The organism is Streptomyces vietnamensis (assembly GCF_000830005.1).
In the GTDB taxonomy this organism is placed as follows: domain Bacteria; phylum Actinomycetota; class Actinomycetes; order Streptomycetales; family Streptomycetaceae; genus Streptomyces; species Streptomyces vietnamensis.
Map to the genome: position 1 here is coordinate 2,195,300 of NZ_CP010407.1, position 26,430 is coordinate 2,221,729.

At 73.3% G+C, this 26,430-nt stretch carries 21 protein-coding genes and 1 tRNA gene; 8 read left to right on the forward strand and 14 right to left on the reverse strand.

Annotated elements, in window-relative coordinates:
- Positions 1–113: 113 nt before the first annotated feature.
- Positions 114–186: transfer RNA gene (locus tag SVTN_RS09665), tRNA-Leu, on the forward strand.
- Positions 187–222: 36 nt separating this feature from the next.
- On the opposite strand, the gene pyk is transcribed toward SVTN_RS09665, so the two are convergent.
- Positions 223–1,650: a pyruvate kinase gene (gene pyk / locus SVTN_RS09670; RefSeq protein WP_041128706.1), complete on the reverse strand. Its 1,428-nt coding sequence runs from the start codon at positions 1,648–1,650 to the stop codon at positions 223–225.
- Between the two features lie 146 nt (positions 1,651–1,796).
- Entirely contained in the window at positions 1,797–2,471 is a 675-nt protein-coding gene (locus tag SVTN_RS09675; RefSeq protein WP_041128707.1) for an SIMPL domain-containing protein, read from the reverse strand.
- A 113-nt stretch (positions 2,472–2,584) separates the two neighbouring features.
- On the opposite strand from SVTN_RS09675, the gene SVTN_RS09680 reads away from it, so the two are divergent.
- The gene (locus tag SVTN_RS09680; RefSeq protein WP_041128708.1) at positions 2,585–4,381 is read left to right on the forward strand and encodes a bifunctional metallophosphatase/5'-nucleotidase; all 1,797 of its coding nucleotides are present in this window, start codon (positions 2,585–2,587) and stop codon (positions 4,379–4,381) included.
- 4 nt (positions 4,382–4,385) lie between these two features.
- Here the strand turns inward: SVTN_RS09680 and SVTN_RS09685 are convergent, their stop codons facing one another.
- From SVTN_RS09685 to SVTN_RS09700, 4 genes are all read right to left on the reverse strand, one after another.
- The gene (locus SVTN_RS09685; RefSeq protein WP_041128709.1) at positions 4,386–5,798 is read right to left on the reverse strand and encodes a lysine N(6)-hydroxylase/L-ornithine N(5)-oxygenase family protein; all 1,413 of its coding nucleotides are present in this window, start codon (positions 5,796–5,798) and stop codon (positions 4,386–4,388) included.
- The gene (locus SVTN_RS09690) at positions 5,795–7,162 is read right to left on the reverse strand and encodes a pyridoxal phosphate-dependent decarboxylase family protein (protein WP_041128710.1); all 1,368 of its coding nucleotides are present in this window, start codon (positions 7,160–7,162) and stop codon (positions 5,795–5,797) included. The genes SVTN_RS09685 and SVTN_RS09690 overlap by 4 nt, the downstream gene beginning before the upstream one ends.
- 366 nt (positions 7,163–7,528) lie before the next feature.
- On the reverse strand, positions 7,529–9,169 hold the full coding sequence (locus tag SVTN_RS09695; RefSeq protein ID WP_041128711.1) for a multicopper oxidase family protein: 1,641 nt from the start codon (positions 9,167–9,169) through the stop codon (positions 7,529–7,531).
- Positions 9,162–9,569, reverse strand: coding sequence for a hypothetical protein (locus SVTN_RS09700; RefSeq protein WP_052499038.1), 408 nt, complete (start codon positions 9,567–9,569; stop codon positions 9,162–9,164). The genes SVTN_RS09695 and SVTN_RS09700 overlap by 8 nt, the downstream gene beginning before the upstream one ends.
- Before the next feature lie 107 nt (positions 9,570–9,676).
- Here SVTN_RS09700 and SVTN_RS09705 point away from each other — a divergent pair, with 107 nt between their 5' ends.
- Positions 9,677–10,567 (forward strand): LysR family transcriptional regulator, encoded by an 891-nt coding sequence (locus SVTN_RS09705; RefSeq protein ID WP_342669666.1) that lies wholly within the window; start codon positions 9,677–9,679, stop codon positions 10,565–10,567.
- Between the two features lie 5 nt (positions 10,568–10,572).
- Here SVTN_RS09705 and pepN read toward each other — a convergent pair whose 3' ends face one another.
- From pepN to SVTN_RS09725, 4 genes are read right to left on the reverse strand one after another with little or no spacing between them, the layout of a single operon-like run.
- On the reverse strand, positions 10,573–13,056 hold the full coding sequence (pepN, locus tag SVTN_RS09710) for an aminopeptidase N (protein WP_041128712.1): 2,484 nt from the start codon (positions 13,054–13,056) through the stop codon (positions 10,573–10,575).
- 51 nt (positions 13,057–13,107) lie between these two features.
- A complete protein-coding gene (locus SVTN_RS09715) occupies positions 13,108–14,094 on the reverse strand; it encodes an asparaginase (protein ID WP_041128713.1) in 987 nt (328 codons plus the stop codon).
- On the reverse strand, positions 14,094–14,417 hold the full coding sequence (locus SVTN_RS09720; protein ID WP_041128714.1) for a chorismate mutase: 324 nt from the start codon (positions 14,415–14,417) through the stop codon (positions 14,094–14,096). Before SVTN_RS09720 ends, SVTN_RS09715 begins: the two co-directional genes overlap by 1 nt.
- An 11-nt stretch (positions 14,418–14,428) precedes the next feature.
- Positions 14,429–15,316, reverse strand: a complete 888-nt coding sequence (locus SVTN_RS09725; protein ID WP_041128715.1) for a helix-turn-helix transcriptional regulator — start codon at positions 15,314–15,316, stop codon at positions 14,429–14,431.
- An 84-nt stretch (positions 15,317–15,400) separates the two neighbouring features.
- Between SVTN_RS09725 and SVTN_RS09730 the strand changes: the two genes are divergently transcribed.
- A complete protein-coding gene (locus tag SVTN_RS09730) occupies positions 15,401–17,146 on the forward strand; it encodes a glycoside hydrolase family 35 protein (protein WP_041128716.1) in 1,746 nt (581 codons plus the stop codon).
- A 130-nt stretch (positions 17,147–17,276) separates the two neighbouring features.
- Here the strand turns inward: SVTN_RS09730 and SVTN_RS09735 are convergent, their stop codons facing one another.
- Positions 17,277–18,047: a S1 family peptidase gene (locus SVTN_RS09735; RefSeq protein WP_041133740.1), complete on the reverse strand. Its 771-nt coding sequence runs from the start codon at positions 18,045–18,047 to the stop codon at positions 17,277–17,279.
- A gap of 191 nt (positions 18,048–18,238) precedes the next feature.
- On the opposite strand from SVTN_RS09735, the gene SVTN_RS09740 reads away from it, so the two are divergent.
- Together SVTN_RS09740 and SVTN_RS09745 are read left to right on the forward strand one after the other, a co-directional pair.
- The gene (locus SVTN_RS09740) at positions 18,239–19,123 is read left to right on the forward strand and encodes a hypothetical protein (RefSeq protein WP_041128717.1); all 885 of its coding nucleotides are present in this window, start codon (positions 18,239–18,241) and stop codon (positions 19,121–19,123) included.
- 45 nt (positions 19,124–19,168) lie between these two features.
- Entirely contained in the window at positions 19,169–20,638 is a 1,470-nt protein-coding gene (locus SVTN_RS09745) for an ankyrin repeat domain-containing protein (protein WP_041128718.1), read from the forward strand.
- A 119-nt stretch (positions 20,639–20,757) separates the two neighbouring features.
- Here the strand turns inward: SVTN_RS09745 and SVTN_RS09750 are convergent, their stop codons facing one another.
- Positions 20,758–22,137, reverse strand: coding sequence for an MFS transporter (locus SVTN_RS09750; protein WP_342669667.1), 1,380 nt, complete (start codon positions 22,135–22,137; stop codon positions 20,758–20,760).
- A 116-nt stretch (positions 22,138–22,253) separates the two neighbouring features.
- Between SVTN_RS09750 and SVTN_RS09755 the strand changes: the two genes are divergently transcribed.
- Together SVTN_RS09755 and SVTN_RS09760 are read left to right on the forward strand one after the other, a co-directional pair.
- Positions 22,254–22,757: a MarR family winged helix-turn-helix transcriptional regulator gene (locus SVTN_RS09755; RefSeq protein WP_052499039.1), complete on the forward strand. Its 504-nt coding sequence runs from the start codon at positions 22,254–22,256 to the stop codon at positions 22,755–22,757.
- A gap of 205 nt (positions 22,758–22,962) precedes the next feature.
- Positions 22,963–23,865 carry a tyrosine-protein phosphatase gene (locus SVTN_RS09760; RefSeq protein ID WP_041128720.1) on the forward strand — a complete coding sequence of 301 codons (903 nt, stop codon included), beginning with the start codon at positions 22,963–22,965 and terminating at the stop codon, positions 23,863–23,865.
- Here SVTN_RS09760 and SVTN_RS09765 read toward each other — a convergent pair.
- Together SVTN_RS09765 and SVTN_RS09770 are read right to left on the reverse strand one after the other, a co-directional pair.
- Positions 23,790–25,541: a DEAD/DEAH box helicase gene (locus SVTN_RS09765; RefSeq protein ID WP_041128721.1), complete on the reverse strand. Its 1,752-nt coding sequence runs from the start codon at positions 25,539–25,541 to the stop codon at positions 23,790–23,792. The genes SVTN_RS09760 and SVTN_RS09765 overlap by 76 nt on opposite strands.
- A 190-nt stretch (positions 25,542–25,731) precedes the next feature.
- Positions 25,732–26,406, reverse strand: a complete 675-nt coding sequence (locus tag SVTN_RS09770; RefSeq protein WP_052499040.1) for a TetR/AcrR family transcriptional regulator — start codon at positions 26,404–26,406, stop codon at positions 25,732–25,734.
- Positions 26,407–26,430 lie beyond the last annotated feature (24 nt).

A 26,430-nucleotide genomic window follows, 5' to 3' on the forward strand; every position in this document is an offset into this window, starting at 1 on the left:
GGGCTCCTCGTTCCATGGCCTCGTTCCGAGGCGGATACAGCTCCCCATGAGCCTACCTACCTCCTGTAAGGTAGGGGCACGGCGGGTGATCACCGACCTTCGTTTTGAAGGATGCCCCGGTAGCCCAGCGGAAGAGGCAGTGGTCTCAAACACCATACAGCGTGGGTTCGAATCCCACCCGGGGCACTTTACCTTCGATTCCAAGGACTGAGACCTTGGGCTCTAGGCGAGTGGTTCTCCGATGTGATGGACACGGACCAGGTTCGTGGAGCCCGCGACGCCGGGCGGGGAGCCCGCCGTGATGACCACGATGTCGCCCGGCCTGCAGCGGCCGATCCTCAGCAACTCCTCGTCGACCTGGGCCACCATCGCGTCCGTGGAGTCCACCTGCGGGCCGAGGAAGGTCTCGACGCCCCAGGTGAGGTTGAGCTGGGAGCGGGTCGCCGGGTCCGGGGTGAAGGCGAGCAGCGGGATCGGCGAGCGGTAGCGGGAGAGCCGCTTGACGGTGTCTCCGGACTGGGTGAAGGCCACGAGGAACTTGGCGCCCAGGAAGTCGCCCATCTCGGCGGCCGCGCGGGCCACGGCGCCGCCCTGGGTGCGGGGCTTGTTCCGCTCGGTGAGGGGCGGGAGTCCCTTGGCGAGGACGTCCTCCTCCGCGGCCTCGACGATCCGGCTCATGGTGCGGACCGTCTCGATCGGGTGGCGGCCGACGCTGGTCTCGCCGGAGAGCATCACGGCGTCGGTGCCGTCGATGACCGCGTTCGCCACGTCGCTCGCCTCGGCGCGCGTGGGGCGGGAGTTGTCGATCATCGAGTCGAGCATCTGGGTGGCGACGATGACCGGCTTGGCGTTGCGCTTGGCCAGCTTCACCGCGCGCTTCTGGACGATCGGCACCTGCTCCAGGGGCATTTCGACGCCCAGGTCGCCGCGGGCGACCATGATGCCGTCGAAGGCGGCGACGATCTCCTCGATGTTCTCGACGGCCTGCGGCTTCTCGATCTTGGCGATGACGGGGAGCCGGCGGCCCTCCTCGTCCATGATCCGGTGCACGTCGTCGATGTCCCGGGCGCTGCGGACGAAGGAGAGGGCGACGACGTCGGCGCCGATGCGCAGCGCCCAGCGCAGGTCCTCGATGTCCTTCTCGGAGAGGGCGGGGACGGAGACGGCGACGCCGGGCAGGTTGAGGCCCTTGTGGTCGGAGACCATGCCGCCCTCGATCACGCGGGTGTGCACGCGCGGGCCGTCGACGGAGGTGACCTCCAGGGTGACGCGACCGTCGTCGACGAGGATGCGCTCGCCCGCGGTCACGTCCCCGGCGAGGCCGGAGTAGGTCGTCCCGCAGCCGTGGCGGTCGCCCTCCATCGACTCGACGGTGATGGTGAACTCGTCGCCGCGTTCAAGGAGTACGGGGCCCTCGCGGAAGCGGCCGAGGCGGATCTTCGGGCCTTGAAGGTCGGCGAGGACGCCGACGCTGCGGCCGGTCTCGTCGGCGGCCTCACGCACGTGCTGGTAGCGCTTCTCGTGGTCGGCATAGCTGCCGTGGCTGAGGTTGAAGCGGGCCACGTCCATTCCGGCCTCGATCAACGCCTTGATCTGGTCGTATGTTTCGGTGGCGGGCCCAAGGGTACAAACGATTTTCGCTCGGCGCATGAGGCGAGCCTAGGGCTTACCAGTGGGTAGCGAAGGCGCCCACCATGACAAGCCAACAACCTTTCCATGAAAGGTTGTTGACAAGTCTTGAATCTGTGCGGCGGCTTGCTCCGATGAGCGGGTTACGGGCCGAAAAGCCGTTCGTCTCAGAGTGCGGGCGGCGCCATCGTGAACCGCGCCGCGACCTCCGCGGTGACCGTCTGCCGCTGGGGTTCCAGGTCCAGCGGAGCGGGTGCCTCCACCGCCTCGGCGGCGAAGGCCATGCGCATCCCGCCGGCCGGAGCCGGCGCGCCGGGGGCGAGTCCGGTGTCGGAGAGTTCGAGCAGGGCCACCAGGGAGGTGCCGAGCGCCTCCGCGTACTCGCGCGCCCGGCGCACCGCGTCCCGTACGGCCTGCCGGCGCGCCTCCGCGTGCGCCGGGGAGTCCGGGCGCAGCGACCACCAGGGGCCGTCCACCCGGGTCCACTCCAGGTCGGCGAGGCGCGTGACCAGCTCGCCGAGGGCGGTGACATCGGTCAGCTCGACCGACAGGTGCACCCAGCCCTGGTAGCCGCGCACCCGCTCGCCGCGGCCGTGCCGGGCCGGCTCCGGGGTGACGGACAGGGCGCCCGTCTCCAGCGCGGCGACGGCCTCGCCGTACGACTTCACCAGGGCGATCGCCTCGGCGTTGCGGCTCGTCAGCGCGGCGAGCACCGAGGCCCGGTCGGTGCCCCTGGCGCGTACCGACACGCCGATCCGGGCCAGTTCCGGCTCCACCTCCAGACGGCCCTCGCCACGGACCGTCACCTGGGGCGCCTCGGGGGTGGGGTGCGGGTGTGTCATACCGAACACTTTCCCACTCCGTAACCCGAAAGGTCTGTTGCGACAGTGCGTTCCAGGCCAGAATCTACGCGCGTTGTGCGCCATGGCAGGCGCCGTATCAAGGGGAGAAACACATGCCGCTGAACCGCCGGGCCTTCCTGGAGAGCTCCGCCGCCGTCGGAGCCGGAGTCGCTCTCACCGCCGGGGTCGCCGCCCCCGCCGAGGCCCGTGAAGCCCGCCCCCGGCCGGCCAAGCGGTACTCGTTCACCGTGATGGGCACCACCGACCTGCACGGCAACGTCTTCAACTGGGACTACTTCACGGACAAGGAGTTCGACGACAAGGCCCACAACGACGTCGGCCTCGCCAAGATCTCCACCCTGGTGAACCAGGTGCGCGCCGAGAAGGGCGAGGGCAACACGCTCCTCATCGACGCCGGCGACACCATCCAGGGCACCCAGCTGTCCTACTACTACGCCAAGGTCGACCCGATCACCCAGGCCGGCGGCCCCGTCCACCCGATGGCCCAGGCCATGAACGCCATCGGCTACGACGCCGCCGCGCTCGGCAACCACGAGTTCAACTACGGCATCCCGGTGCTGCGGAAGTTCGAGGAGCAGTGCGACTTCCCGCTGCTCGGCGCCAACGCGCTCGACGCCAAGACCCTGCGCCCGGCCTTCGCCCCGTACAGCATGCACTGCCTGCGCACCCCGCACGGCAAGGACGTCAAGGTCGCCGTCCTCGGCCTGACCAACCCGGGCATCGCCATCTGGGACAAGGCGAACGTCACCGGCAGGATGGTCTTCCCCGGTCTCGAGGAGCAGGCCGCGAAGTGGGTGCCGAAGCTGCGCTCGATGGGCGCCGACGTCGTGGTCGTCTCGGCGCACTCCGGCTCCTCCGGCACCTCCTCGTACGGCGACCAGCTCCCGTACATCGAGAACGCCGCCGGGCTCGTCGCCGAGCAGGTGCCAGGCATCGACGCGATCCTCGTCGGGCACGCCCACACCGAGATCCCCGAGTACCGGGTGAAGAACAAGGAGACCGGCAAGGACGTCGTCCTGTCCGAGCCGCTGAAGTGGGGCCAGCGCCTCACCCTCTTCTCCTTCGACCTGGTGTGGGAGAAGGGCCGCTGGGTGGTCGAGAAGGCCGGCGCGCAGGTCCTCAACTCCAACACGGTCGCCGAGGACCCGGAGATCACCGGGCTGCTCGCCGACGAGCACAAGAAGGTCGTCGCGTACGTCAACCAGGTCATCGGCACCTCCACGGCGGCCATGACCACGGCCGACGCGCCGTGGAAGGACGAGCCGATCATCGACCTGATCAACGTCGTCCAGGCCGAGACGGTGAAGGCGGCCCTCGCGGGCGGCCAGTACGCGAACCTTCCGGTGGTCTCGCAGGCGTCCTGCTTCTCCCGGACCGCCCGCATCCCGGCCGGTGAGATCTCCATCAAGGACGCCGCCGGGCTCTACGTCTTCGAGAACACCCTGGAGGCCCGCCTGATGACGGGTGCCCAGCTGAAGGACTACCTGGAGTACTCGGCGAAGTACTACGTCCAGACCCCGGCGGGTGTGCCGGTGGACACCGCGAAGCTGACCAACGCGGACAACACCCCGGACTACAACTACGACGCGCTGTCGGGTCTGACGTACGAGATCGACATCGCCAAGCCGGCCGGCTCGCGGATCGTGAACCTGTCCTTCCGGGGCGCGCCGATCGACCCGGCGGCGCAGTTCGTGCTCGCCGTCAACAACTACCGGGCGAACGGCGGCGGCGCGTTCCCGCACGTCGCCGCCGCCCCGCAGCTGTGGGCGAACTCGGACGAGATCCGCAACACCATCATCCAGTGGGTGAAGGCCAAGGGGACGGTCGACCCGGGCACCTTCGCGTCGGTGGACTGGAAGCTGACCCGGGACGGCGTGCCGGTCTTCTAGTCGCCTAGTGCTGCACGAGGGGCGTCAGCTTCCGGTCCTGGGACGGGATGCTCGGCGCCTCTCGCGTCTCCAGGCCGAAGCTGGTGAAGGCGGTGCGACGCGGCAGCGGGTACGGCTCCTTGCCGCTGACCGCGTTGAGGATGGTCGCGCTGCGCCAGGCCGCGAGGCCCAGGTCGGGGGCGCCGACGCCATGGGTGTGGCGCTCGGCGTTCTGGACGTACACGGAGCCGGTGACGGAGGGGTCGAGGACCAGGCGGTAGCGCTCGTCGACCCGGGGGCGCCCGGAGGAGTCGCGCCGCAGGTACGGATCGAGCCCGGCGAGCATCCGGTCCACCGGGCGCTCCCGGTAGCCGGTCGCGAGGACGACGGCGTCGGTGGTGAGCCGGGAGCGGGTGGACTGCTGCACGTGCTCCAGGTGCAGTTCGACCTGGGTGGTGGCGACCCGCCCGGCGGTGCGGACCCGGACGCCGGGGGTGAGGACGGCGTCGGGCCAGCCGCCGTGCAGGGTGCGGCGGTAGAGCTCGTCGTGGATGGCGGCGATCGTCTCCGCGTCGATGCCCTTGTGCAACTGCCACTGGCGGGGCATGAGTTCGCCGCGCACGGGCTCGGGCAGGGCGTGGAAGTAGCGGGTGTAGTCGGGGGTGAAGTGCTCCAGGCCCAGCTTGGAGTACTCCATCGGGGCGAAGGCCTCGGTGCGGGCCAGCCAGTGGATGCGCTCGGCTCCGGCGGGGCGGGCCCGGAGCAGGTCGAGGAAGACCTCGGCGCCGGACTGGCCGGAGCCGATGACGGTGACGTGCCCGGCGCGCAGCAGCGTCTCGCGGTGGGTCAGGTAGTCGGCGGAGTGGAACACCGGGACGCCGGGGGCGTCGGCGAGCGGACGGAGCGGCTCGGGGACGTACGGCTCGGTGCCGACGCCCAGGACGACATTCCGGGTGTAGGCGCGGCCCAGGGCCTCGGCCTCCCCGTCCGGGTCGATCTGGGTGAAGTCGACCTCGAAGAGGCGTCGTTCGGGGTTCCAGCGGACCGAGTCGACCTGGTGGCCGAAGCGGAGTCCGGGGAGCCGCTCGCTGACCCAGCGGCAGTAGGCGTCGTACTCGGCGCGCTGGATGTGGAACTTCTCGGCGAAGTAGAAGGGGAAGAGGCGCTCGCGGCTCTTCAGGTAGTTGAGGAAGGTCCAGGGGCTGGCCGGGTCCGCGAGGGTCACCAGGTCGGCGAGGAAGGGAACCTGGAGGGTGGCGCCCTCGATGAGCAGTCCCGGGTGCCAGTGGAAGGCGGGCCGCTGCTCGTAGAAGGTGGCGGCGAGGCCGCCGGGGACGCCGTGCGCGAGGGCGGCGAGCGAGAGGTTGAAGGGGCCGATGCCGACGCCCACCAGGTCGTGGGGTTGGTCGAGGTCCTGCTGGGGGGTGCTGCCGGTCATCGGTGCGTGCTGCCTTCCACGAGGGTGAGGATGTCTGCCAGGTCCGCGGGGGTGGTGTGGGGGTTGAGCAGGGTGGCCTTCAGCCAGAGGCGGCCGTCGGCCGTCGCCCGGCCGAGGACGGCGCGGCCCTCGGCGAGGAGGGTGCGGCGGATCGCGGCCACGGTCTCGTCCTCGGCGCCGGTGGGGCGGAAGAGGACGGTGGTGAGGGTGGGGCGGGCGTGGAGGTCGAACCCCGGGGCCTTCTCCACCAGATCGGCGAAGTCCCGCGCGAGCTCCATGCACGTGTCGACGAGCGAGCCGAGGCCGCTGCGGCCGAGGGCCCGGAGGGTGACGGCGGTCTTGAGGACGTCGGGGCGGCGGGTGGTGCGCAGGGAACGGCCGAGGAGGTCGGGCAGGCCCGCCTCGGTGTCGTCGTCGGCGTTGAGGTAGTCGGCGGTGTGACCGAGGACGGCCGGGTCGGCGGCGTCGCGTACGGCGAGGAGTCCCGCGGCGGCCGGCTGCCAGCCGAGTTTGTGCAGGTCGACGGTGACGGTACGGGCCCGGTCGAGGCCGTCGAGGAGACGGCGGTGGGTACGGCTGAAGAGAACGGGGCCGCCGTACGCGGCGTCCACGTGCAGCTCGGCGCCGGCGGCCGCGCAGACGTCGGCGATCTCGGGGAGCGGGTCGATCAGGCCCTCGTCGGTGGTGCCGGCGGTGGCGGCGACGAGGGTGGGCCCGTCCTGGTCCAGGGCCTCCGCCAGGGCCGCCGGGTCCATCGTGCCGTGCGGGGCGGGCACGACGACCGGCTCGGGCAGACCGAGGAGCCAGGCGGCGCGGCGGAAGGAGTGGTGGGCGTTGGCCCCGACGACGGTCCTCAGTCCTGCGCCGTGGCGCTCCCGGGCGAGGAGCAGGGCGAGCTGGTTGGACTCGGTGCCGCCGGTGGTGACGAGCGCGTCGGGGGTTTTCGCGTCGGGGAAGACCTCGGCGGCGAGGGCCGCCGTGACCTCGGCCTCCAGGGCGGAGGCCGCGGGCGCCTGGTCCCAGGAGTCCATCGACGGGTTCAGCGCGGACGCGGCCAGATCGGCGGCCGCCGCGAGCGCGAGGGGCGGGGTGTGGAGATGGGCGGCGCAGAGGGGGTGGGCGGGGTCCGCGGCGCCCTCCGCGAGGACCCGGGCGAGGGTCCGGAGGGCCTCGTCGGGGCCGGTGCCGGTCTCCGGGAGTACGGCTCCGAGGGCCGCGATCCTCCGGGCCACGGCCCCCGGGCCCCCCGCCGGGAAGGGACCGCCCCTGGCCTGCGCCCCCTCGCGGAGGGCGTCGAGGGCGATGCCGAGCAGACGGCTCAGGGCGGTGGGGTCGACGGCGAGGGGTGGGGGTGCGGCACGCATGGACGACAGGGTGCCGGGCGCGGGCGGGGCCTGTCCGGGGAGTGCGGGTGCATGACCCGAACGAGCGACGCGCCACGGGTCCTGCGCCCCGCGTTGCTGGACCCGCGCCCGGGCGGGCGGTGCCCTTCGCCGCACCCCGTGTGGGCAATCGTCCCGCAGGGCGGGACGGGTGGGCACACGGGACGGCGCCCTCGGCGGCGCCTCCGCCCCCTGTGCCTGGACCCGCACCCCAGCGGCGCCGCACGACGTGGTGCGGGTTCAGGCGCAGGAGCCTCGGGCGCCGGCAGGGCGCGGGTCCGTTGTGCCCACCCGTTCCGCCCCAGCGGAACGACTGCCCACAACGGGGCGGGCGCGGCCGCGGGGGCGTCAGGTCACCTGGAGGTTTGCCATCATGCCCATGTCCTCGTGTTCCGCGTTGTGGCAGTGGAAGAGGTACCGCCCCCGATACCCCTCCCAGCGCGTGATGATCTCCGCCGACTCCCCCGGCCGCAGGGACACCGTGTCCTTCAGGCCCCCGTCGTGCGGCAGGGGTTCGTCGCCGCCTCGGGAGAGGATCCGGAAGCCCGTCAGGTGGAGGTGGACGGGGTGGTGGACGTCGGCGACCAGGCGCCAGATCTCCACGTCGCCCAGGCGGACCGTGACGTCCGAGCGAGTCGGGTCGAAGGGCTGCCCGCCGATCAGCCAGCCGTGGCCGTCGTCCTCGCCCATGCGTCCCGCGCGGAAGGAGAAGTCGCGTACCCGGACCGCGTCCGAGCGCCGCCACGTCGGGAGGTCGGTCGACAGGACGGATGGGACGCGGCTGTCGTCGGCCGCCTTGCGTACGACCCTGAAGGCCATCACGTCACGCGTACGGCCGGAGCCCAGGCGGTTGACCAGCTTGACCAGGCCGCCGACCGGTACTCCGGCGAAGTCGACGACCACGTCGTAGCGTTCGGCCGGGGCGACGGGCAGCGTCCCGTGCTTCACCGGTGCCGCGAGCAGGCCCTGGTCGGCTCCGATCTGGACGAGGTCGAGGCGTCGCCCGTCCTCGGTGACCGCTTCGAGCTCGTAGTGCCGGGCATTGGAGGCGTTCAGGAGGCGCAGGCGGTGGCGGGCCGCGTCGACCTCGTGCACCGGCCAGGGGGCGCCGTTGACGAGGATCACGTCGCCGAGCACCCCCGCGACGTAGGGCTCGCGGACGCCCGGGCGGTCCCTCAGGGTGGGGTCGAGGGACGGGTAGTCGAGGCTGCCGTCGGCGGCGAAGGCCCGGTCCGCGATCATCAGCGGCAGTTCGCGCGGCCCGGCGGGCAGGCCGAGGGCCTCCTCGGCGTCGTCGCGCACGATGTGCAGTCCGGCGAGGCCCCGCCAGATCGCCGGGGCGGTGAAGTCCATCCGGTGGTCGTGGTACCAGAGCATCGTCGGCCGCTGGTCCAGCGGGAAGGTGTACTCCCGGGTGAGGGCGGTCGTGACGGCCTTCGGGTCGTGCATGGCCCCGCCGGATCCGTGTCCCGCGGGACCACCGGATCCGTGTCCCGTGTGGCCCCCGTGTCCCGTGTCGCCGCCGTGCGCCGTCGTCGGCCAGCCCGCCGGCGTGACCAGGTCCGTCGGGTAGCCGTCCGACTCCGCCGGGGTGCGGCCGCCGTGCAGGTGCACCACGGTCGGCACGGGCAGCTCGTTGCGGTGGGTCACGGTGACCGGGCGGCCGCGCCGCGACTCGATCGTGGGGCCGGGGAAGGTCCCGCCGTACGTCCACAGGCGGGTCCGCAGGCCCGGCAGGATCTCCGCCGTCGTCTCGCGCTGGACGATCTCGTAGCGGTCCTCCCGGGCGCCCTTGCTCACCGGCTTGAGGACGGCGGGCAGCGGCAGCGGCACCTCGAACGGGGGCGGCAGCGGTACGGCGCTGCGGAGTTCGGCACCGGTGGCGGCCGGGCGGCGGGACAGCCCGGCCGCGACGCCCAGCCCGCCGGCCGCCATGACCCCGAGCGCCCCGCCGACGGCCAGGACCCGGCGCCTGGTCAGGTCAGGCATCGACGGCCTCCCGTTCGGTGGTCTGCTGCTCGGTGGTCTCCCGGCGTTCCAGCGGCCGGAGCCAGACCGCGGCGAACAGCATGATGACGGCGGCGACGGTGAACACCCCGAGGGGTATGTGCAGCCACAGCGCCCCGGCCGTCCCGGCGAAGTACTGCGCGGTCTCGGCGACCGCGAGCGCGAGGGTGACGTGGAAGGGCCAGGACACGCGCAGCCGCGCCCAGACCACGATCGCGACGACCAGTTGGACGAGGCAGAGCGAGGTGACGACGTCGGCGCCCGCCCCGTGCATGGCGAGACCGTCGAAGTCGCCGCTCAGATAGACGCCGGCGAACACCGGTTGTCCGAAGACCGCCACCACGTGCGCCGTGACGACTGCTTTCCAGACACCCCTCAACATGGGGCGTCACCCCCCTTGTTGCTCGGTGCGATGGCAGAAACGACGCTATGACGTGGCCGATATCCTGTCCAAGATCAATATCGCTATGGGGCCATGCCCCGGGGGGCATGATGGATCTCCACGCGCTCAGGCAGTTCGTCGTCGTGGCCCGCCTCGAACACCTCAGCCGCGCCGCCGAGGAGCTCCGCGTGGCCCAGCCCTCGCTGAGCCGCACCATCACACGCCTTGAAGCCGAGCTCGGCACGCCGCTGTTCGACCGGGCCGGCCGGCTCCGGCTCAACGACGCCGGGAAGGTCTTCCTCCGGCACGTCGAGCGCTCCCTCGGGGAGCTCGACGCGGGGCGCCGGGCCGTCGCCGCCGTCACGGTCGGCCAGTTGGGCTCGGTACGGCTCGCCTCGGAGACCTTCCTCACCCTGACCGGACCGCTCGGGACGTTCAAACGGGCGCATCCCGCGGTCGAGGTCGAGCTCCACCAGCTGGCCGCCGCGGAGATGGCCCGCGCCCTCCGTGCGCAGGAGGTGGACCTGTGCGTCGCCTCGCAGCCGGTCCCGCCCGAGGGCCTGGAGGCGGCCCAGCTGCTCGACGAGCCGGTGTGGGTGGTCACCCCGCTCGACCACCCCCTGGCCGGCCGCGGCTCGGTGCACGTCGAGGAACTCGCCCACGAGCCCTTCGTCTGCACCCGCGAGGGGCACTGGCAGCGCCGGCTGCTCGACCGGCTGTTCGCCCTGGGCGGCCTGGGGTCGCCGAGGGTCGTCTGCGAGGGCGACGAGCCCAGCGCGACCGCGATCCTGGTCGCCGCCGGACTCGGCATCGGCCTCATCCCCGACATGGCCCGGCGCAGTGCCACCCGGGCGCCCGTCGCCTGGATCGCCGTCGACGGACCGGACTGCCGGCGCACCCTCACCCTGCTCTGGGGCGCCGACAGCCGGCTCTCCGGTGCCGCGCGGCTGCTGCGCTCCGCGCTCACCGAATGGGACTGGACCTCAGGTCCCGTCTAGCACCCTCAGCCGCGCACGCGCAGCGCCCGGCGCAGGTCGTCCAGCTGGTCGACGAGCTTGCGGTGGAGGGCGGGAATCATCGTGTCGGCGGTGAGGTGGGACTCGCCCAGGGCCAGGGAGTCCGCGTCGATCGCGTACACCGGGAAGGCGTAGCGTCCCGCGGCCTCGGCCATCGCGGGGCCCCGGCGGTCGCCGAGCGCGACGGCCGCCTCGTAGAAGCGCGGCACGTACTCCCGTACGAGATCGGCCTGTTCGGGCTGCCAGAAGCCCTGGGCGGTGGCGGTGAACAGGTAGTTGGACAGGTCGTCGGAGTCGAAGAGGGACGACCAGGCGGCGGCCTTCGCCTCCGGGTCCGGGAGGGACGCCCGGCAGCGGGCCGCGCCTTCCTGGCCGGTGGCGCTCGGGTCCCGCTCCAGCTCGGCGGCGATCACGGTCTCGTCCACGGCGCCGAGGACGGCGAGGCGGGCGAGGATCCGCCAGCGCAGCTCGGGGTCGAGCTCCGGGCCGCCGTGGACGGTGCCCTCGTCGAGCCAGGAGGCGATCTTGTCGGGGGTGGTGGCGCTGTCGATGCAGGCGCGGACGGCGGTGAGGCGCAGTCCGGGCTCCTCGCCGTCCTCGGTGCGGCGCAGCAGGGCGCGGGCGATGTCGCCGATCTTCGCGAGGGCGGCGGGGCGCTGTTCCTCGGTGACGTACCGGTCGGCGATCTGGGTGCGGGCGAAGCCGAGGACGCCCTGGACGAGGGCGAGTTCGGTCTCCTGCGGCAGGTGGGCGTGGGCGGCCTCCAGGTACGTGGTGGGCTCCAGGTCCCCGTCGCGGACCATGTCGCGCAGGCTGTTCCAGACGACGGCGCGGGTGACCGCGTCGGGGACGGCGGAGAGCGCCCACAGGAGCGTCGCCTCGGAGGTCTCGTCGAACCGCACCTTGGTGTAGGTGAGGTCGCCCTCGTTGAGGACGACGAGGGCGGGGCGCGGGCCGGCCAGCTCGGCGGGGGCCTCCTGCGGGACGTCGATCTCGCGGCGCTCGCGCAGGACCGGCGCGTCCAGGGCGTCCCGGTCGTAGACGCCGACGGCGATCCGGTGCGGGCGGCTGCCGTCGCGGTCGACGGTGAGCTGCCAGTGGGTGCCCTCGCCTTCGAGGCGCGGCCTGAGCGTGTCGACGCCCGTCGTGCGCAGCCACTGCTCGGCCCAGGCGTGGACGTCGCGGTCGGTGGCCGCGGCCAGGTTGTCGATGAAGTCGGCGAGGGTGGCGTTGCCGAACTTGTGGCGCTTGAAGTGGATGTTGATGCCGGCGAGGAAGTCCTTCTCGCCGAGCCAGGCGACGAGCTGGCGCAGGGCGGAGGCGCCCTTGGCGTAGGAGATGCCGTCGAAGTTGAGGAGGGCGGAGGCGGTGTCGGGGACGGCTTCCGGGTCGGGGGCGACGGGATGGGTGGAGGGCCGCTGGTCCGCCTCGTACCCCCAGGCCTTGCGGGTGACTCCGAAGTCGATCCAGGTGTCGGGGAAGAGGTCGGAGCAGGCCTCGTTGACGGTCTGGTAGCCCATGTACTCGGCGAAGGACTCGTTCAGCCAGATGTCGTCCCACCAGCGCAGGGTGACGAGGTCGCCGAACCACATGTGGGCCATCTCGTGGGCGATGACCATGGCGCGGGTCTGGCGCTCGGTGACGGTGACGGCGGAGCGGAAGACGAACTCGTCGCGGAAGGTGACGAGTCCGGGGTTCTCCATGGCGCCGGCGTTGAACTCGGGGACGAAGGCCTGGTCGTACGAGTCGAAGGGGTACGGCTCGTCGAACTTCTCGTGGTAGCGGTCGTAGCAGGCCTTGGTGACGGCGAGGATCTCGTCGGCGTCGGCGTCGAGGTGGGCGGCGAGGGAGCGGCGGCAGTGGATGCCGAAGGGCAGGCCGGCGTGCTCGGTGCGGATGCTGTGGAAGGGGCCGGCGGCGACGCAGACGAAGTAGGTGGAGAGCAGCGGGGTGGGGGCGGCCTGCCAGCGGCCGTCGGGCTGCTGCTCGGTGATGCCGTTGGCCAGGACGGTCCAGCCCTCGGGGGCGGTGACGCCCACCTCGAAGACGGCCTTCAGGTCGGGCTGGTCGAAGGAGGCGAAGACGCGCTGGACGTCCTCCATGAACAGCTGGGTGTAGACGTACGACTCGCCGTCGGTGGGGTCCGTGAAGCGGTGCATGCCCTCGCCGGTGCGGGAGTACCGCATGGTGGTGCTGATGCGGAGGGTGTGCTCGCCCTCGGTGAGGGTCAGCGGGAGCCGGTTGCCGTCGAGGGCGGTGACGTCGAGGGGCTCGTCGTCGAGGAGGGCGGAGTGCAGGGTCTCGGGCTTGAGCTCGACGAAGGTGTCCCCCGCGGCGCGGGCCGTGAAGCGGATGAGGCTCTGTGACTCGAAGGTCTCGTCGCCGGTGGTGAGGTCGAGGTCCACGCGGTAGTGGTGGACGTCGAGGAGCTGGGCACGGGTCTGCGCTTCGTCGCGCGTCAGTACGGACATGGGCCCTATGCTGCCCGATCGCTCCGGTCCGGGGCAGGGGGTATACGGACCTCAGGCGAGGCCGGAGCCGTTCAGGTGGGTGAAGGCGGCCGTGATGCGGGGGCGGTCGTAGCCGGTCGGGCCCGCGGCACCGCTGGAGATCAGGGTGTGGAGCAGGATCCGGGCCTTGGCGGGGTCGAGCGGGCCGGCCGGGATCAGTCCGTGGTGCAGCAGGTCGTACTCGGAGCCGGGGCTCCGGTAGGTGTCCGAGAGGGTCGCGCCGCCGCCGGTGCGGGAGGCCAGGACGACCGGGATGCGCCGGGCGATCTCGGCGAGGGGTTCGACGAGCGGGGCGGGGGCGTGTCCGGCGCCGAAGGCGGCGACGACGAGGCCCTGGAAGCGGTCGTCGACGGCGTCGAGGAGTTCGCCGCGGTCGCCGAGGGAGAGGGTCACCAGGGCGACGCGTACGGACGGGTCGAACTTCAGCGCGCAGAGCGCGGTGGGGGCGGCGGGGCGGAGCAGGATCCGGGGTTCGCCCTCGACGACGGTGCCGATCGGTCCGGCGCCGGGTGAGGCGAAGGTGGCGATCGAGGTGGTGTGGGTCTTGCGGGCGAGGCGGGCGGCGTGGATCTCGTCGGCGAGGACGACGAGGACGCCGAGGTTCCGGCAGGCGGGGTCGGCGGCGACGGCGAGCGCGGCGGCGAGGTTGGCGGGGCCGTCGGCGCCGGGCAGGTCGGGGCGGCGCATGGCGCCGGTGACGGCGATCGGCTGCTCGGTGGTGCAGAGCAGGTCGAGGAGGAAGGCGGTCTCCTCCAGGGTGTCGGTGCCCTGGACGACGACCACGCCGGAGCCGTCGGCGACGGCCTTGCGGACCTCGTCGGCGAGGGCCGCCAGGTCCTCGAAGGAGAGGGTGGAGCTGGGGACGCGGCGGAAGTCCCGCAGGACGACGTCCTCGGGGGCGCCGAGCTCGGCGAGGACCTCCTGACCGGTCATGCGGGCTGCGTCACCGCCTCGTGCGGAGATGGTCCCTCCGAGGGTGAAGACCGTGACGCGGCCCATCAGCGTGCTCCGTCCGCAATCGTCTCGTGGTGCCGGATGACCTCGGCGATGATGAAGTTGAGGAGTTTCTCCGCGAAGGCCGGGTCCAGTTTCGCGCTCTCGGCGAGTTCCCGCAGCCGGGCGATCTGACGGGCCTCGCGGGCCGGGTCGGCGGGCGGGAGCTGGTGCTCGGCCTTGAGGACGCCGACCTGCTGGGTGCACTTGAAGCGCTCGGCGAGCATGTGCACGACCGCGGCGTCGATGTTGTCGATGCTTTCGCGCAGCCGGGTCAGCTCGGCGATGACGGTCGGGTCGATGGCACTGGTGTCGCTGGTGTCGCTCATGATCTGCGAGCTTAGACGGATCTCGGGTGGATCGTGGGCGGGTGTTCGGGATCCGGAACGACGTTGCTCCAGCCGCCGTGCACGGACCGCCCCTGCTGCTCGCGGAAACGGATGGGCGCGGTGCCGACCCGGCGGGTGAAGAGCCGGGAGAAGTAGGCGGGGTCGTCGTAGCCGACGCGGCGGGCGACGGCGGCGACGGGCAGCTCGGTGGCGGCGAGGAGCTCCTTGGCGCGGCCGAGGCGGACGCTGAGCAGGTAGTCCTTGGGGCTGCATCCGGCGGCGCGGCGGACGGCGGTGCGCAGCTCGGTGGGGGTCATGCCGTGCCGGGCGGCGTGGTCGGCGACGGAGAGCGGCTGGAAGGCGTCGCGGGCGAGGGCGGCGAGGACGGGGTCGCCGTCGGCGTTGGTGTCGGCGCGGGCCCGGCGGAGCGCGACGAGCAGTTCGTGGACGGCGGCGGCGGTCTCGACCTCCAGGAGGGGGTTGCCGGGGCGGGCGGCGCGGGCGATCCGGGCGATGGCGGCGCGGGCGGGGGCGGCGTCGGAGAGGGGGACGACGGGCCGGTCGGGCTCGATGTAGCCGAGTTCGGTGTAGGTGGTGGTGGCGGGTCCGGAGAAGTCGACGAAGGCCTCGTCCCAGCCGGTGCCGGGGTCTGCGGAGTAGTGGTGGGGGGTGCCGGGGGTGAGCCAGAGGAGGGCGGGGGCGGTGACGGTGGTGCGGCGCCCGTCGGCGCCCCGGTACCAGCCGCTGCCTGCGGAGACGACGACGGCGACGTGGTGGTCGAGGGTGCGCGGGCCGACGGTGGGCAGGGTGCCGTGCTGGAGTCCGACGCCGAGGCAGACGAGGCCGAGGCGGTGGTGGACGGGGCTGGGCGTGAAGTAACGCATCCAGGTGTGGTACATCGCGCGGCCCGCTCTCTCTAACGTCCAAACTGCGACGATCTTTGTCCATGGACCGCGCCGCCGCCAGGGGGTCAGGGTGAGGCCATGAGCGCGTTCGCTGTGGGTGACGAGGACTTTCTGCTCGACGGGCGGCCGGTGCGGCTGCTCTCGGGGGCGCTGCACTACTTCCGGGTGCACGAGGGCCACTGGGAGCACCGGCTCGGGATGCTGCGCGCGATGGGCCTCGACTGTGTCGAGACGTACGTCCCGTGGAACCTGCACGAGCCGGAGCCCGGCCGGTACGCGGACGTGGAGGCGCTCGGCCGGTTCCTGGACGCGGTGCAGCGGGCCGGGATGCGGGCGATCGTGCGCCCGGGTCCGTACATCTGCGCCGAGTGGGAGAACGGCGGGCTTCCGCACTGGCTGACCGGGCCGCTCGGGCGGCGGGTGCGGAGCCTCGACCCGGAGTTCCTGGCGCCGGTGGAGTCCTGGTTCCGGCGGCTGCTCCCGCAGGTGGTGGAGCGGCAGGTCGACCGGGGCGGTCCGGTGGTCCTGGTGCAGGTGGAGAACGAGTACGGGAGTTACGGGAGCGACCTGGGCTATCTGGAGTGGGTGGCGGAGCTGCTGCGGGGCTGCGGGGTGAGCGTGCCGCTGTTCACCTCGGACGGGCCCGAGGACCACATGCTGACGGGCGGTTCGGTGCCGGGGGTGCTCGCGACGGCGAACTTCGGCTCGGGGGCGCGGGAGGGCTTCGCGACGCTGCGCCGCCACCAGCCGTCGGGTCCGCTGATGTGCATGGAGTTCTGGTGCGGCTGGTTCGACCACTGGGGCACGGAGCACTCCGTACGGGACGCGGCGGACGCGGCGGCGGCGCTGCGGGAGATCCTGGAGTGCGGGGCCTCGGTCAATGTGTACATGGCGCACGGCGGGACGAACTTCGGCGGCTGGGCGGGCGCGAACCGGGACGGCGAGCTGCACGACGGTCCGCTGCGGCCGACGGTGACCTCGTACGACTACGACGCGCCGGTCGACGAGGCGGGGCGGCCGACGGAGAAGTACTGGGCCTTCCGCGAGGTCCTCGCGGAGTACGCGGAGGGGCCGCTGCCGGAGGTGCCGGAGCCGCCGGCCCGGCTCGGGGCGCCGGTGTCGGGCACGTTCGACGGCTGGGCGCCGCTGGGCGGGGTCCTGGAGGTGCTCGGCGGCGAGGAGACGGTGACGCCGGTGCCGCCGACCTTCGAGGAGCTCGACGTGGGCCGGGGTCTGGTCCGCTACCGGGTGGCGGTGCCGGGCCCGCGGCAGCCGTACCCGCTGAGCGTGACGGGGCTGCGGGACCGGGCGGTGGTGTACGTCGACGGGCTGCGGGCGGGGGTGCTCGACGAGGAGGACTGCTTCCTTCCCGAGCCGGTGGCGGGTCCCGCGCTCGTGGACCTGTGGGTGGAGTCGCTCGGCCGGGTCAACTACGGGCCGCGGGTCTCGGAGCCGAAGGGGATCACCGGCGGCGTACGGCACGAGCGGCAGTATCTGCACGGGGTACGGGCCCGGGCGCTGCGTCTGGACGCCTTCGAGGCGGCGGCGGTCGGCAAGGTGCCGTTCGGTCCGGTCTCCGCAGGGCCGGGCCTCTACCGGGGGGCGCTCGATGTGGCCGGGGCCGGCGACGCGTGGCTGCGGCTGCCGGGCTCGACCCGCGGCTTCGTGTGGGTGAACGGCTTCTGCCTGGGCCGCTACTGGTCGGCGGGCCCGCAGGAGGCGCTGTTCGTGCCGGGCCCGGTGCTGCGGGAGGGCGCGAACGAGGTGTGGGTCCTGGAGCTGGAGGGCGGGGCGCCGTCTTCGGTGGAGCTGGACGTCCTCTGAGGAATCAAAATAAATAACCGGCTCACGCACGTGAGGGTGCCCCGGAGCCGAGGCCGCTCCGGGGCACCCGTTCACGGTTGCCGCCGGGTCCGGGCCCCGTGGGCCGGGCGTGACGGCGGCGACGGGTCCGCTACAGCGTGGCCGCGGCGGACGTGATGGCGGAGGCGAAGGTCGAGACCTCCGTGTAGACGCCGGGGAAGCCGGGCCGCGCGCAGCCCTCGCCCCAGCTCACGATGCCGACCTGGATCCAGGCCCCGTTGTTGTCCTTGCGGAACATCGGGCCGCCGGAGTCGCCCTGGCAGGTGTCGACGCCGCCCTGGCTGTAGCCGGCGCAGATCTCGTCGCTGGGGACGAGGTCGCTGCCGTAGGCGGCCTGGCAGGAGGCGTCGGAGACGAACGGGACGTTCGCCTTGAGCAGGTAGCGCTGCTGTCCGCCGCCCTCGCGGGCGGCGCCCCAGCCGGCCACGGTGAAGGTGCCGTTGTTGTACGCGGTGGTGTCGGCGATCTTCAGGTTGGGCAGCGAGGTGATCGGGCTGGCGAGCTTGATCAGCGCCCAGTCCTTGCCCTGGCCGGTGTAGCCGGGGGCCTGGAGGACCTTGGTCGACCTGACCTTGATGGCGCTGCTCGACTGGAGGTCCACGACTCCGGCGGTGGCGGTGATGCTGGTGTTGGCGCCGGAGCCGCTGACGCAGTGGGCGGCGGTGAGGACGACCTGAGGGGTGATCAGGGAGCCGCCGCAGCCCATGGAGAGCCTGACCATCCAGGGGAACTCGCCCTGGGCGGCGCGGGTGCCGCCGACGACGGGGGCGGGGGCGGCGGAGGCGGTGGTGGTGGGCTGGAGGCTGACGGCCGCCAGGACGACGGCGCCGGCGGCGGCCAGCTTCTGGAGGGCACGGACCATGCGGTTCTGCTTCACGTGTCTTCCTTCTCTCGTGGGGGGTCGGCCTCGACGGAGGGATGACATGAACGCGATGACATGCGCTCGTCAAGGCCTGTCCGGATTATGAACAGCGCCCAACCAGCGCCACAAGAAAGCCTTTTCGGCCAGATCCGATGGGGGGACCGTACAGTGGACGGGAGGGGGGATCCGGCATGCCGAACCGACATGAGGCCGACCGTGTCATCCACGGCTTCCCGCACCGCGCCACGATGCGGGCCTCGCTCACCGCGCTCTACCGCCGCCTCTCCCCCGACGGAGTGCGCCGCTACCCGACCAGCGTGACCGCCGCCGACGTGACTTTCGGCGACGACGAGGACCTCCACCTCGGCGCCCAGCGGGTGGCCCACGCCCTCGTCCGGCACCTGCAACTGCCCGAGGCGCGCATCGTGGTGAGCTTCCGGCCCATGGAGTACGCGGCGGCCGTCGAGCTCACGGCGGGACCCGAGTACTTCGTCGAGCTCAACGACCGCTTCCGGACCCGCCGCAGGGACATCGGCGCGGCCCTCGCCCACGAGATCACCCACGTCCTGCTGCACCGGCTCGGCCTCGGCCTCCCCTCCACCGCCGAGAACGAGGTCCTCACCGACGTGGTGACCACCTATCTGGGCGCCGGCTGGCTGCTGCTCGACGCGTACCGGCGGGACGGCGTCGAGAGCCAGAAGCTCGGCTATCTGACCCCGGAGGAGTTCGGCTGGGTCCTCGCCAAGCGGGCCGAGGTCTTCGGCGAGGACCCGTCGCCGTGGTTCACCAGCGCGGTGGCGTACGAGGCGTGGGTACGGGGCCGGGCGGAGGCCGCGCGCGAGCGGACCGCGCCGCCGCTCGCCGGGGCGGGCTGGGCCGAGCGCCGCCGGTACGGATGGGAGCGGCGCCGGGGCCGGGCCTCCGAGGACGCCCCGTACGCCTTCGACGGCGGGGCCCCGGCGACCGGGGTCTCCTTCCCCTGCCCGGTCTGCCTCCAGCGCCTGCGGATCCCGGCGGGACGGACGCTGCGGGCCCGGTGCGGGGTGTGCGGCTCGGTCCTGGAGTGCGCCTCCTGACGCACGGATTTGCGCCGCGTGCCGACGGCGCGTCAGGGTCGGGGCATGAGCACGTTGTTCGACGCGATCCGGGCCGGGGACGAGGACGGGGCCGTACGGGTCCTGCGGGACGGGGCCGACCCCGAGGGCACGGAGGACGGGGAGACCGCCCTGTACCGGGCGGCCGTCGGCGACGAGGCCGGGATCGTACGGGTGCTGCTGGCCGCCGGGGCCGACCCGGGCCGGCTCAGCGGGGAGAACGACAGCGACCTGCCGCTGTGCGGGGCGGCCTGCGGCGGGCACACCGAGGTGGTGCGGGCGCTGCTCGCGGCGGGCGCGGCGGCCGACCAGGAGGAGGAGTTCGGCTTCACCGCCCTCGCCTGGGCCCTCCGCCTCGGCTACGCCGACACGGCCCGGGTGCTCCTGGAGCACGGAGCCGACCCGGACCGGCCCGGACCCGACGGGCTCCTCCCGCTCGTCGCCGCCGCCCGGCGCGGCTCGTCCGCGTGCGTACGGGCGCTCCTCGACCACGGGGCGCAGGCCCGGGAGGCGGCGCTGCGGGAGGCGCGGCGGTGGATCGGCGCCGACATCGCCGCCGAGCTGCGGCGCGGGCTCGTCGCCGGGAACGAGGGCGGGCAGACGTACGAGGCGGTCGTCCGGCGGATCCGGGAGGACGGCGGGATCACGGTCTGCGTCGAACTGCTGCGGGAGAACGGCGCCCCGGGGCGCGGCGACGACCGGGGGACCGGTCACGCGGCGATCGCGACGCTCCTGGAGGCGGTGCTCGGTCTGCGCACCCCGCACGAGGAGCTCGCGGCGCGGGCGCTGCGCTGCGGCGACCCGGAGCTCGACGACTGGACGACGGCGGTGGCGGAACTGGCGGGCCGGGCCGACGAGGAGACCTTCGTGGCGGCGGCCGGCTGGTGCGCCTACCGGGATCCGCTGCGCCGGGCCCTCGGCGCGCGGGTGCTCGGCGCGCTGCCCGGCTTCGGCCCGAGCGCGGTGCCGGTCCTGCGGCGTCTGGCGGCGGAGGCGGTGCCCCCGGCGCGGGAGCCGCTGCTCTCGGCGGTCCTCGCGCTCGGGGAGTGCGGAGACGCGGCCGCCGTGCCCGAACTGCTCGCGGCCGCCGGGCATCCGGACCCGGTGGTGCGCCGGGCGGCCGCGGCGGCCCTCGCCGGGATCGTGCCGGCCGGGCACGTCGAGGCGCTCGGGGTGCTGCTCGCGCTGAGCCGGGACGGCGATCCCCGGGTGCGGGACTGGGCGACCCTCGCGCTCGCCGAGCTGCCCGACGACACCCCGCTCGTACGGGAGGGTCTCGCGGAGCGGCTCGGCGACGCCGATCCGGAGACTGCGGCGGAGGCGGCGCGGGGGCTTGCGATCCGTCAGGATCCGCGCGCCGTCGACGCGCTGGCGTCGATCCTGGCGGACGGGGAGGCGGACGGCGCGCCGCGCGAGACGGCGCTCGCCGCCCTGGAGCACGTCCGCGACCCGCGGGTCAGGACCCGCCTGGAGTGGACGACTCCGCGCCGCGGCTGACGCCGTTCCCGGTGGGGTGCCGGCAGGCGTGGTCGATCAGTCGGCACAGGGGGACCGGGCCGCCGAGGGTTCGGCGGCCCGGTCCCGTTGGGCGGGGTGAGCGTCCGTCAGGCCGCCGCTCACACCCCCTCGGTCACCGCCGCGGCCGCGGTCGACGAGGTCGCCGAGGCCGGGAGTCGCAGGCTCAGCAGGGCGGTGAGGAGGTACGCGCCGAGCACCCAGGGCATCGCGGCCGCGAGGGAGAGGTCGGCGAAGTACGCGGTGCCGATCGCCGCCGCTCCGAGGGCGCCGCCGAACTGCTGGGCCGTCGAGAAGACCCCGGAGGCGCTGCCCGCGAGTTCGGCCGGGGCGGCCGACAGGACGATGTTCACGAGCGGCACGACGAGGAAGCCGAGTCCGGCGCCCGCGATCACGAGGCCGGGGACCAGGGGCCAGGCGCCGGTGTGGGCGGGGGCGGCGCCCTCCATCGCGTACCAGACCCAGCCGTAGCCGGCGGCCATGAGGACCGCGCCTGCCGTCGGGACGTACCGGCCGAGCCGGACCGCGAGCGGTTCGGCCGCGGGCGCGGTCAGGAAGCCGCCGACCGAGAAGGCGGCCATGAGCACGCCGGCCTGGGTGGGGGTGTAGCCCTGGCCGCCCTGGAGCCAGATCGCGAAGACGAGGAAGAAGCCCTGCATGCCGAGGGCGAAGAGCAGCTGGACGGCGAGGCCGTACGAGAAGGCGGGCACCCGGAACGTGCCGGCCGGGAACACCGAGCCGCGCGCCGCCACGCCCGCCACGGCGAGGACGCCCGCGGCGAGCAGGCCCCAGCCCCACAGCGGCCAGCCCCAGCCGCGGCCCTGCACCAGCGGGAGCACGACGGCGACGAGACCTGCGGCGAGGACGAGGCTGCCGGGGACCGGGGGCCTGGTGGCGGCCCGCTCACGGGTGGCGGGGACGAGGACGACGGCCGCGATCAGGGTGAGGAGCGAGACGGGGACGTTGACGAGGAAGACGCTCCGCCAGCCGAGGCCGAAGAGGTCCGCGTCGGTGAGGACGCCGCCGAGCAGCAGTCCGATCGCGGAGGCGAAGCCGGCCACCGCCCCGTACAGGCCGAAGACCTTGCCGCGCTCCTCGCCCCGGAAGAGGCTGTGGAAGGACCCGAGCACCTGCGGCATGAGGACCGCGGCCGCGACGCCCTGCACAGCACGCGCGGCAATCAGCTGGCCGGGGGTCTGCGCGAGGCCGCAGGCGAGGCTCGCCAGGCCGAATCCGGCGGTGCCGGCGAGGAAGAGCGTCTTGCGACCGTAGCGGTCGCCGAGCCGTCCGGCGACGACGAGGGTGGCGGCGAAGCCGAGCAGATAGGCCGAGACGGTCCACTGGAGGGTGCTCTCGGAGGCTCCGAGGCCGCGCCCGAGGGAGGGCAGGGCGACGTTGACGATGGTGACGTCGACCAGGTCCATGAGGGCGGCGACCATCATGACGACGGCGGCGGCCCAGCGGTGCGGGGTGGGTGACACGGGGTCCTCCTCGATTTATTTCGTTCGCCCGAACGAAATAAAAGATGCCAGGAACCCACCTCTGATCACAAGTCTTTCGTTCGGTCGAACGAAATGAATTTTGCTAGGCTGCCGCCATGAACGAGCAGGGCAGGGAGCGGGGCGGCGAGCAGGACGGCGGACGGGACCTGGAGCGGGGCGCGGTCATCGCCGCCCTCACCGCCGCCGGCCGGGACTCCAGCGCGGCCTCGGTCGCCTTCCACTCGGCGATCGCGGCCCAGCAGGACCTGGGTGCCACCGAGACCAAGACGCTCGACCTGCTCGAACGGCACGGCCCCCTCACCGCCAAGGAGCTGGCCGAGCACTCGGGCCTGGCCCCCGCCTCCGTCACCGGGCTCGTCGACCGCCTGGAGCGCAAGGGCTTCGTGCGCAGGGTGAAGCACCCGACGGACAAGCGCCGGGTGCTCGTCGAGCCCCGCCCCGAGAAGCTGGCCGAGCTCGCCCCGCTCTTCGACGACTGGGCGCGCGAGGTGCACGAGCTCTACGAGGAGTTCACGACCGAGGAGCTGGCGACGATCACCCGCTTCCTGACCGGCGCGACCGACCGTCAGCGCGCCGCCACCAAGCGCCTCACGGAGTAGCTCCGCGCGGCCGCGTGCCGCAGACCCCTCCCTTTCGGCCCTTCCGGCTGCTACCTTCCTTGCCGCCAGGTCACCTAACTAACGTTTGATGGAACGGTGGCCTTCCCGCTCGCTCCGCGGGCCCGTCCGCCCACGGCTGTCCCACCCGAGTCCGTCAGCCGTACGGCCCTGCCGTACGTCCGTCAGTCCGCAAGGGAGCCCAGCCATGCCCCTGTCCCGACGTGCGCTGCTCACCACCACCGGTGCCGCCGCCCTGCTCTCGGCCCTGCCCACGCAGGCGCACGCCCGCCCCCGCCCCCTCACCGCCACCGCGATCCGCCGGATCCCGCTCCAGGGCGCGGTCAACGTCCGCGATCTCGGCGGGTACGTCACCTACGACGGCGCCCGGGTCCGGCACGGCCTCGCCTACCGGAGCGACCACCTCGCCAAGCTCACCGACGCCGACCTCACCACCCTCGCCGGGCTCGGCCTCGGCACGGTGGTCGACCTGCGGATCCCGCTGGAGGTCGGGTACGACGGCGCCGACCGGCTGCCCGCGGGGCCGGTCCCGGTCGCCCGGCCCATCACCGACCACGGCCTCTTCGGTCAGCTGATGGCCGCGATCGGCTCCCGCGACCCGGTCCGGCAGGAGGAGATGCTCGGCGACGGCCGGGCCGCCGCCTTCATGCGCGAGGTCTACCGCACCTTCGTCACCGACCCCGCCAACCGGGCGGCGCTCGCGGCCACCCTGCGGGACCTGGCCGATCCCCGCCGGGGGCCGCTGCTCTTCCACTGCACCTCCGGCAAGGACCGCACCGGCTGGACGAGCTGGCTCCTGCTCACCCTGCTCGGGGTGCCCGAGACCTCCGCCCGCGCGGACTACCTGGCCTCCAACACCTTCCGCGCCGCCTACGACGCGCGGGTGCGGGAGGGCCTGAAGCAGGGCGGGCTCATGCAGAACCCGGAGCTGATCGTGCCGCTCCAGGAGGTGCGGACCGAGTACCTGGACACCGCCCTCGACCAGGTCCGCACCTCGTACGGGAGCCTCTTCCGTTACGTGTCGGTCGGCCTCGGCCTGGAGCTGCGCGAGCTCGCGGCGCTCCGCGAACGGCTGGTGGCCGACGCCTGACGCCCGCCCCGGCCGGCACCGGCCGCCGCGCCGCGCCCGGCGCCCGCGCCGGAACCCCGGCCGGTGCCGGAGCCGCGCCCCGAACCGGCCGTCCCGCGCCCGGAGCCGCCCGCGGCGCCGGAGCCCCGGCCCGTGCCCGTCGCGGTGCCGGAGGTCCGGCTTCCGGCGGGGGTGGCGGACCCGCGGCCGGTGGACGTGCCGGGGGTGCGGCCCGAGGCCGGTGCGGCCGTGCCCGTACCACCGCTTCCGGAGGCGGACGGACGGCGACGGCGGCGGCCGCCCGTGCCCGCGCCACCGGCTCCCGCCGGCTTGCGCGCCGGGGTCGGCTGCGGGACCTCGATGACGACGGGGACGCCCGAGGGCTCCCGGGCGCCGGTGAGCTCGGCGAGCTCCTCGTCGCTGGACTTGACCTGCGCCGTACGGGGGCTGATGCCCGCGTTCGACATCAGCCGGCCCATGTCCCGCTTCTGCTCCGGCAGGACCAGCGTGAAGACGCTGCCGGACTCGCCGGCGCGGGCCGTGCGGCCGCCGCGGTGCAGATAGTCCTTGTGGTCCATCGGCGGGTCGACGTTCACGACCATGTCGAGGTCGTCGACGTGGATGCCGCGGGCCGCCACGTTCGTCGCGACGAGCGTGGTGACCTGGCCGGTCTTGAACTGGTCCAGGGTCCGGTTGCGCTGCGGCTGCGAGCGGCCGCCGTGCAGCCCGGAGGCCCGCACGCCGTTGGCGAGGAGCCGCTTGACCAGCCGGTCCACGGACCGCTTGGTGTCCATGAAGAGGATCGTCCGGCCTTCGCGGGCCGCGATCCGCAGCGTGACGGCCTTCTTGTCGGTCTCGTCGAGCACGTAGAGCAGGTGGTGCTCCATCGTGGTCACCGCACCGGCCGACGGGTCGACCGAGTGCACGACCGGGTCGTCCAGGAACATCTTGACCAGCTTGTCGATGTTCCGGTCGAGGGTCGCGGAGAACAGCAGCCGCTGCCCGCCCGGCTCGACCTGCTTGAGCAGCTTCGTGACCTGCGGCAGGAAGCCCATGTCGGCCATCTGGTCGGCCTCGTCGAGGACCGTGACGGCGACCTGGTCGAGACGGCAGTCGCCCCGCTCGATGAGGTCGTGGAGCCGGCCCGGCGTGGCGATGAGGACCTCGGCGCCGCGCCGCAGGGACGAGGACTGCCGGGTGATCGACATGCCGCCGACGACCGTGGTGATCCGCAGCCGCAGCGCGCCGGCGTACGGGGTGAGGGCGTCCGTCACCTGCTGGGCGAGCTCACGGGTCGGCACCAGGACGAGTGCGAGCGGCGCGGTCGGCTCGGCGCGGCGGCCTGCGGTGCGGGCCAGGAGCGCCAGCCCGAAGGCGAGGGTCTTGCCGGAGCCGGTACGCCCCCGGCCGAGGACGTCGCGCCCGGCGATCGAGTTCGGCAGGGTCGCGGCCTGGATCGGGAAGGGCTCGGTCACACCCTGCTCGGTGAGCGTCCGCAGCAGCGCGGCCGGCATGTCCAGGTCCTCGAAGGAGGCCACGGGCGGCAGCGCGGGCGTCACCGTCTCCGGCGGAGTGAACTCCTGCGGCGGCGGGGGCGCGGCGGGACGACGGCCGCCGCGGGGGCCCTTCGGCTGGGACGTGGACTTCGCCTGGGCGGTGCGGGGGCCGCGCTTGTGGGGGCGTTCGGAGCGGGTCATTCGTGCCTTCCTGGCCGGTGCGCGGCACAGCCGGGGCCCGCACCTGCGCGATGCGGGCCCCGGCTGTCTCTACCCGGAACACGAGATACGGGCCCCGGCTGTCTCTCCCGGAGCACGCGATGCGACCCCGGCTGTCTCTCCCGGGACTCGCGATACAGGTCCCGGATGTCTACCGGAACAATAGTGCGCCTCAGGACCTTCCCGCCCCGACCCCCCGCTCCCCGGACTCCCCGGGCGCCCCGGGACCGCGTACGGCGATGCCGTCCAGGACCATGGACAGGTACTGGCGGGCGATCTCCTCCGGGCTGTGCTGTCCGCCCGGCCGGTACCAGGACGCGGCGACCCAGACGGTGTCGCGCACGAAGCGGTAGGTGAGGCGGACGTCGAGGTCGGCGCGGAAGACCCCGGCGGCGACGCCGCGCTCCAGGGTCCCGAGCCAGGCCTTCTCGAACTTGCGCTGCGAGTCGACGAGGTAGCCGAAGCGGGGCTGGTCGACGAGGTGCTGCGACTCCTTCTGGTAGATGGCGACGGCGGCGCGGTGCCGGTCGATCTCCCGGAAGGACTCGGTGACGAGGGCCTCGATGGTCTCGCGGGGGCCGAGGTCGGCGTCGAGGACGGCGTCGTACCCCTCCCACAGCTCGTTCAGGAAGGTGGAGAGGATCTCGTCGAGCATCGACTCCTTGGAGTCGAAGTGGTAGTAGAGGCTGCCGGCGAGCATCCCGGCGGCGTCCGCGATCTTGCGGACGGTGGTGGCGTTGTACCCCTGGGCGGCGAAGACCTCGGCCGCCGTGTCGAGGAGTTCACGGCGCCGCTCGGGCCCCCCGCTCGCCTGGGTGGTCTTCTTCTTGCTTGCAGTGTTCGGCACGTGCCCATTCTGGTCCCCCGCGCG

Bases quoted from the DNA above. Each gene is read 5' to 3' on its own strand.
- pyk (WP_041128706.1), bottom strand. From the start codon at position 1,650: ATGCGCCGAGCGAAAATCGTTTGTACCCTTGGGCCCGCCACCGAAACA.
- SVTN_RS09675 (WP_041128707.1), bottom strand. From the start codon at position 2,471: ATGACACACCCGCACCCCACCCCCGAGGCGCCCCAGGTGACGGTCCGT.
- SVTN_RS09680 (WP_041128708.1), top strand. From the start codon at position 2,585: ATGCCGCTGAACCGCCGGGCCTTCCTGGAGAGCTCCGCCGCCGTCGGA.
- SVTN_RS09685 (WP_041128709.1), bottom strand. From the start codon at position 5,798: ATGACCGGCAGCACCCCCCAGCAGGACCTCGACCAACCCCACGACCTG.
- SVTN_RS09690 (WP_041128710.1), bottom strand. From the start codon at position 7,162: ATGCGTGCCGCACCCCCACCCCTCGCCGTCGACCCCACCGCCCTGAGC.
- SVTN_RS09695 (WP_041128711.1), bottom strand. From the start codon at position 9,169: ATGCCTGACCTGACCAGGCGCCGGGTCCTGGCCGTCGGCGGGGCGCTC.
- SVTN_RS09700 (WP_052499038.1), bottom strand. From the start codon at position 9,569: ATGTTGAGGGGTGTCTGGAAAGCAGTCGTCACGGCGCACGTGGTGGCG.
- SVTN_RS09705 (WP_342669666.1), top strand. From the start codon at position 9,677: ATGATGGATCTCCACGCGCTCAGGCAGTTCGTCGTCGTGGCCCGCCTC.
- pepN (WP_041128712.1), bottom strand. From the start codon at position 13,056: ATGTCCGTACTGACGCGCGACGAAGCGCAGACCCGTGCCCAGCTCCTC.
- SVTN_RS09715 (WP_041128713.1), bottom strand. From the start codon at position 14,094: ATGGGCCGCGTCACGGTCTTCACCCTCGGAGGGACCATCTCCGCACGA.
- SVTN_RS09720 (WP_041128714.1), bottom strand. From the start codon at position 14,417: ATGAGCGACACCAGCGACACCAGTGCCATCGACCCGACCGTCATCGCC.
- SVTN_RS09725 (WP_041128715.1), bottom strand. From the start codon at position 15,316: ATGTACCACACCTGGATGCGTTACTTCACGCCCAGCCCCGTCCACCAC.
- SVTN_RS09730 (WP_041128716.1), top strand. From the start codon at position 15,401: ATGAGCGCGTTCGCTGTGGGTGACGAGGACTTTCTGCTCGACGGGCGG.
- SVTN_RS09735 (WP_041133740.1), bottom strand. From the start codon at position 18,047: ATGGTCCGTGCCCTCCAGAAGCTGGCCGCCGCCGGCGCCGTCGTCCTG.
- SVTN_RS09740 (WP_041128717.1), top strand. From the start codon at position 18,239: ATGCCGAACCGACATGAGGCCGACCGTGTCATCCACGGCTTCCCGCAC.
- SVTN_RS09745 (WP_041128718.1), top strand. From the start codon at position 19,169: ATGAGCACGTTGTTCGACGCGATCCGGGCCGGGGACGAGGACGGGGCC.
- SVTN_RS09755 (WP_052499039.1), top strand. From the start codon at position 22,254: ATGAACGAGCAGGGCAGGGAGCGGGGCGGCGAGCAGGACGGCGGACGG.
- SVTN_RS09760 (WP_041128720.1), top strand. From the start codon at position 22,963: ATGCCCCTGTCCCGACGTGCGCTGCTCACCACCACCGGTGCCGCCGCC.
- SVTN_RS09765 (WP_041128721.1), bottom strand. From the start codon at position 25,541: ATGACCCGCTCCGAACGCCCCCACAAGCGCGGCCCCCGCACCGCCCAG.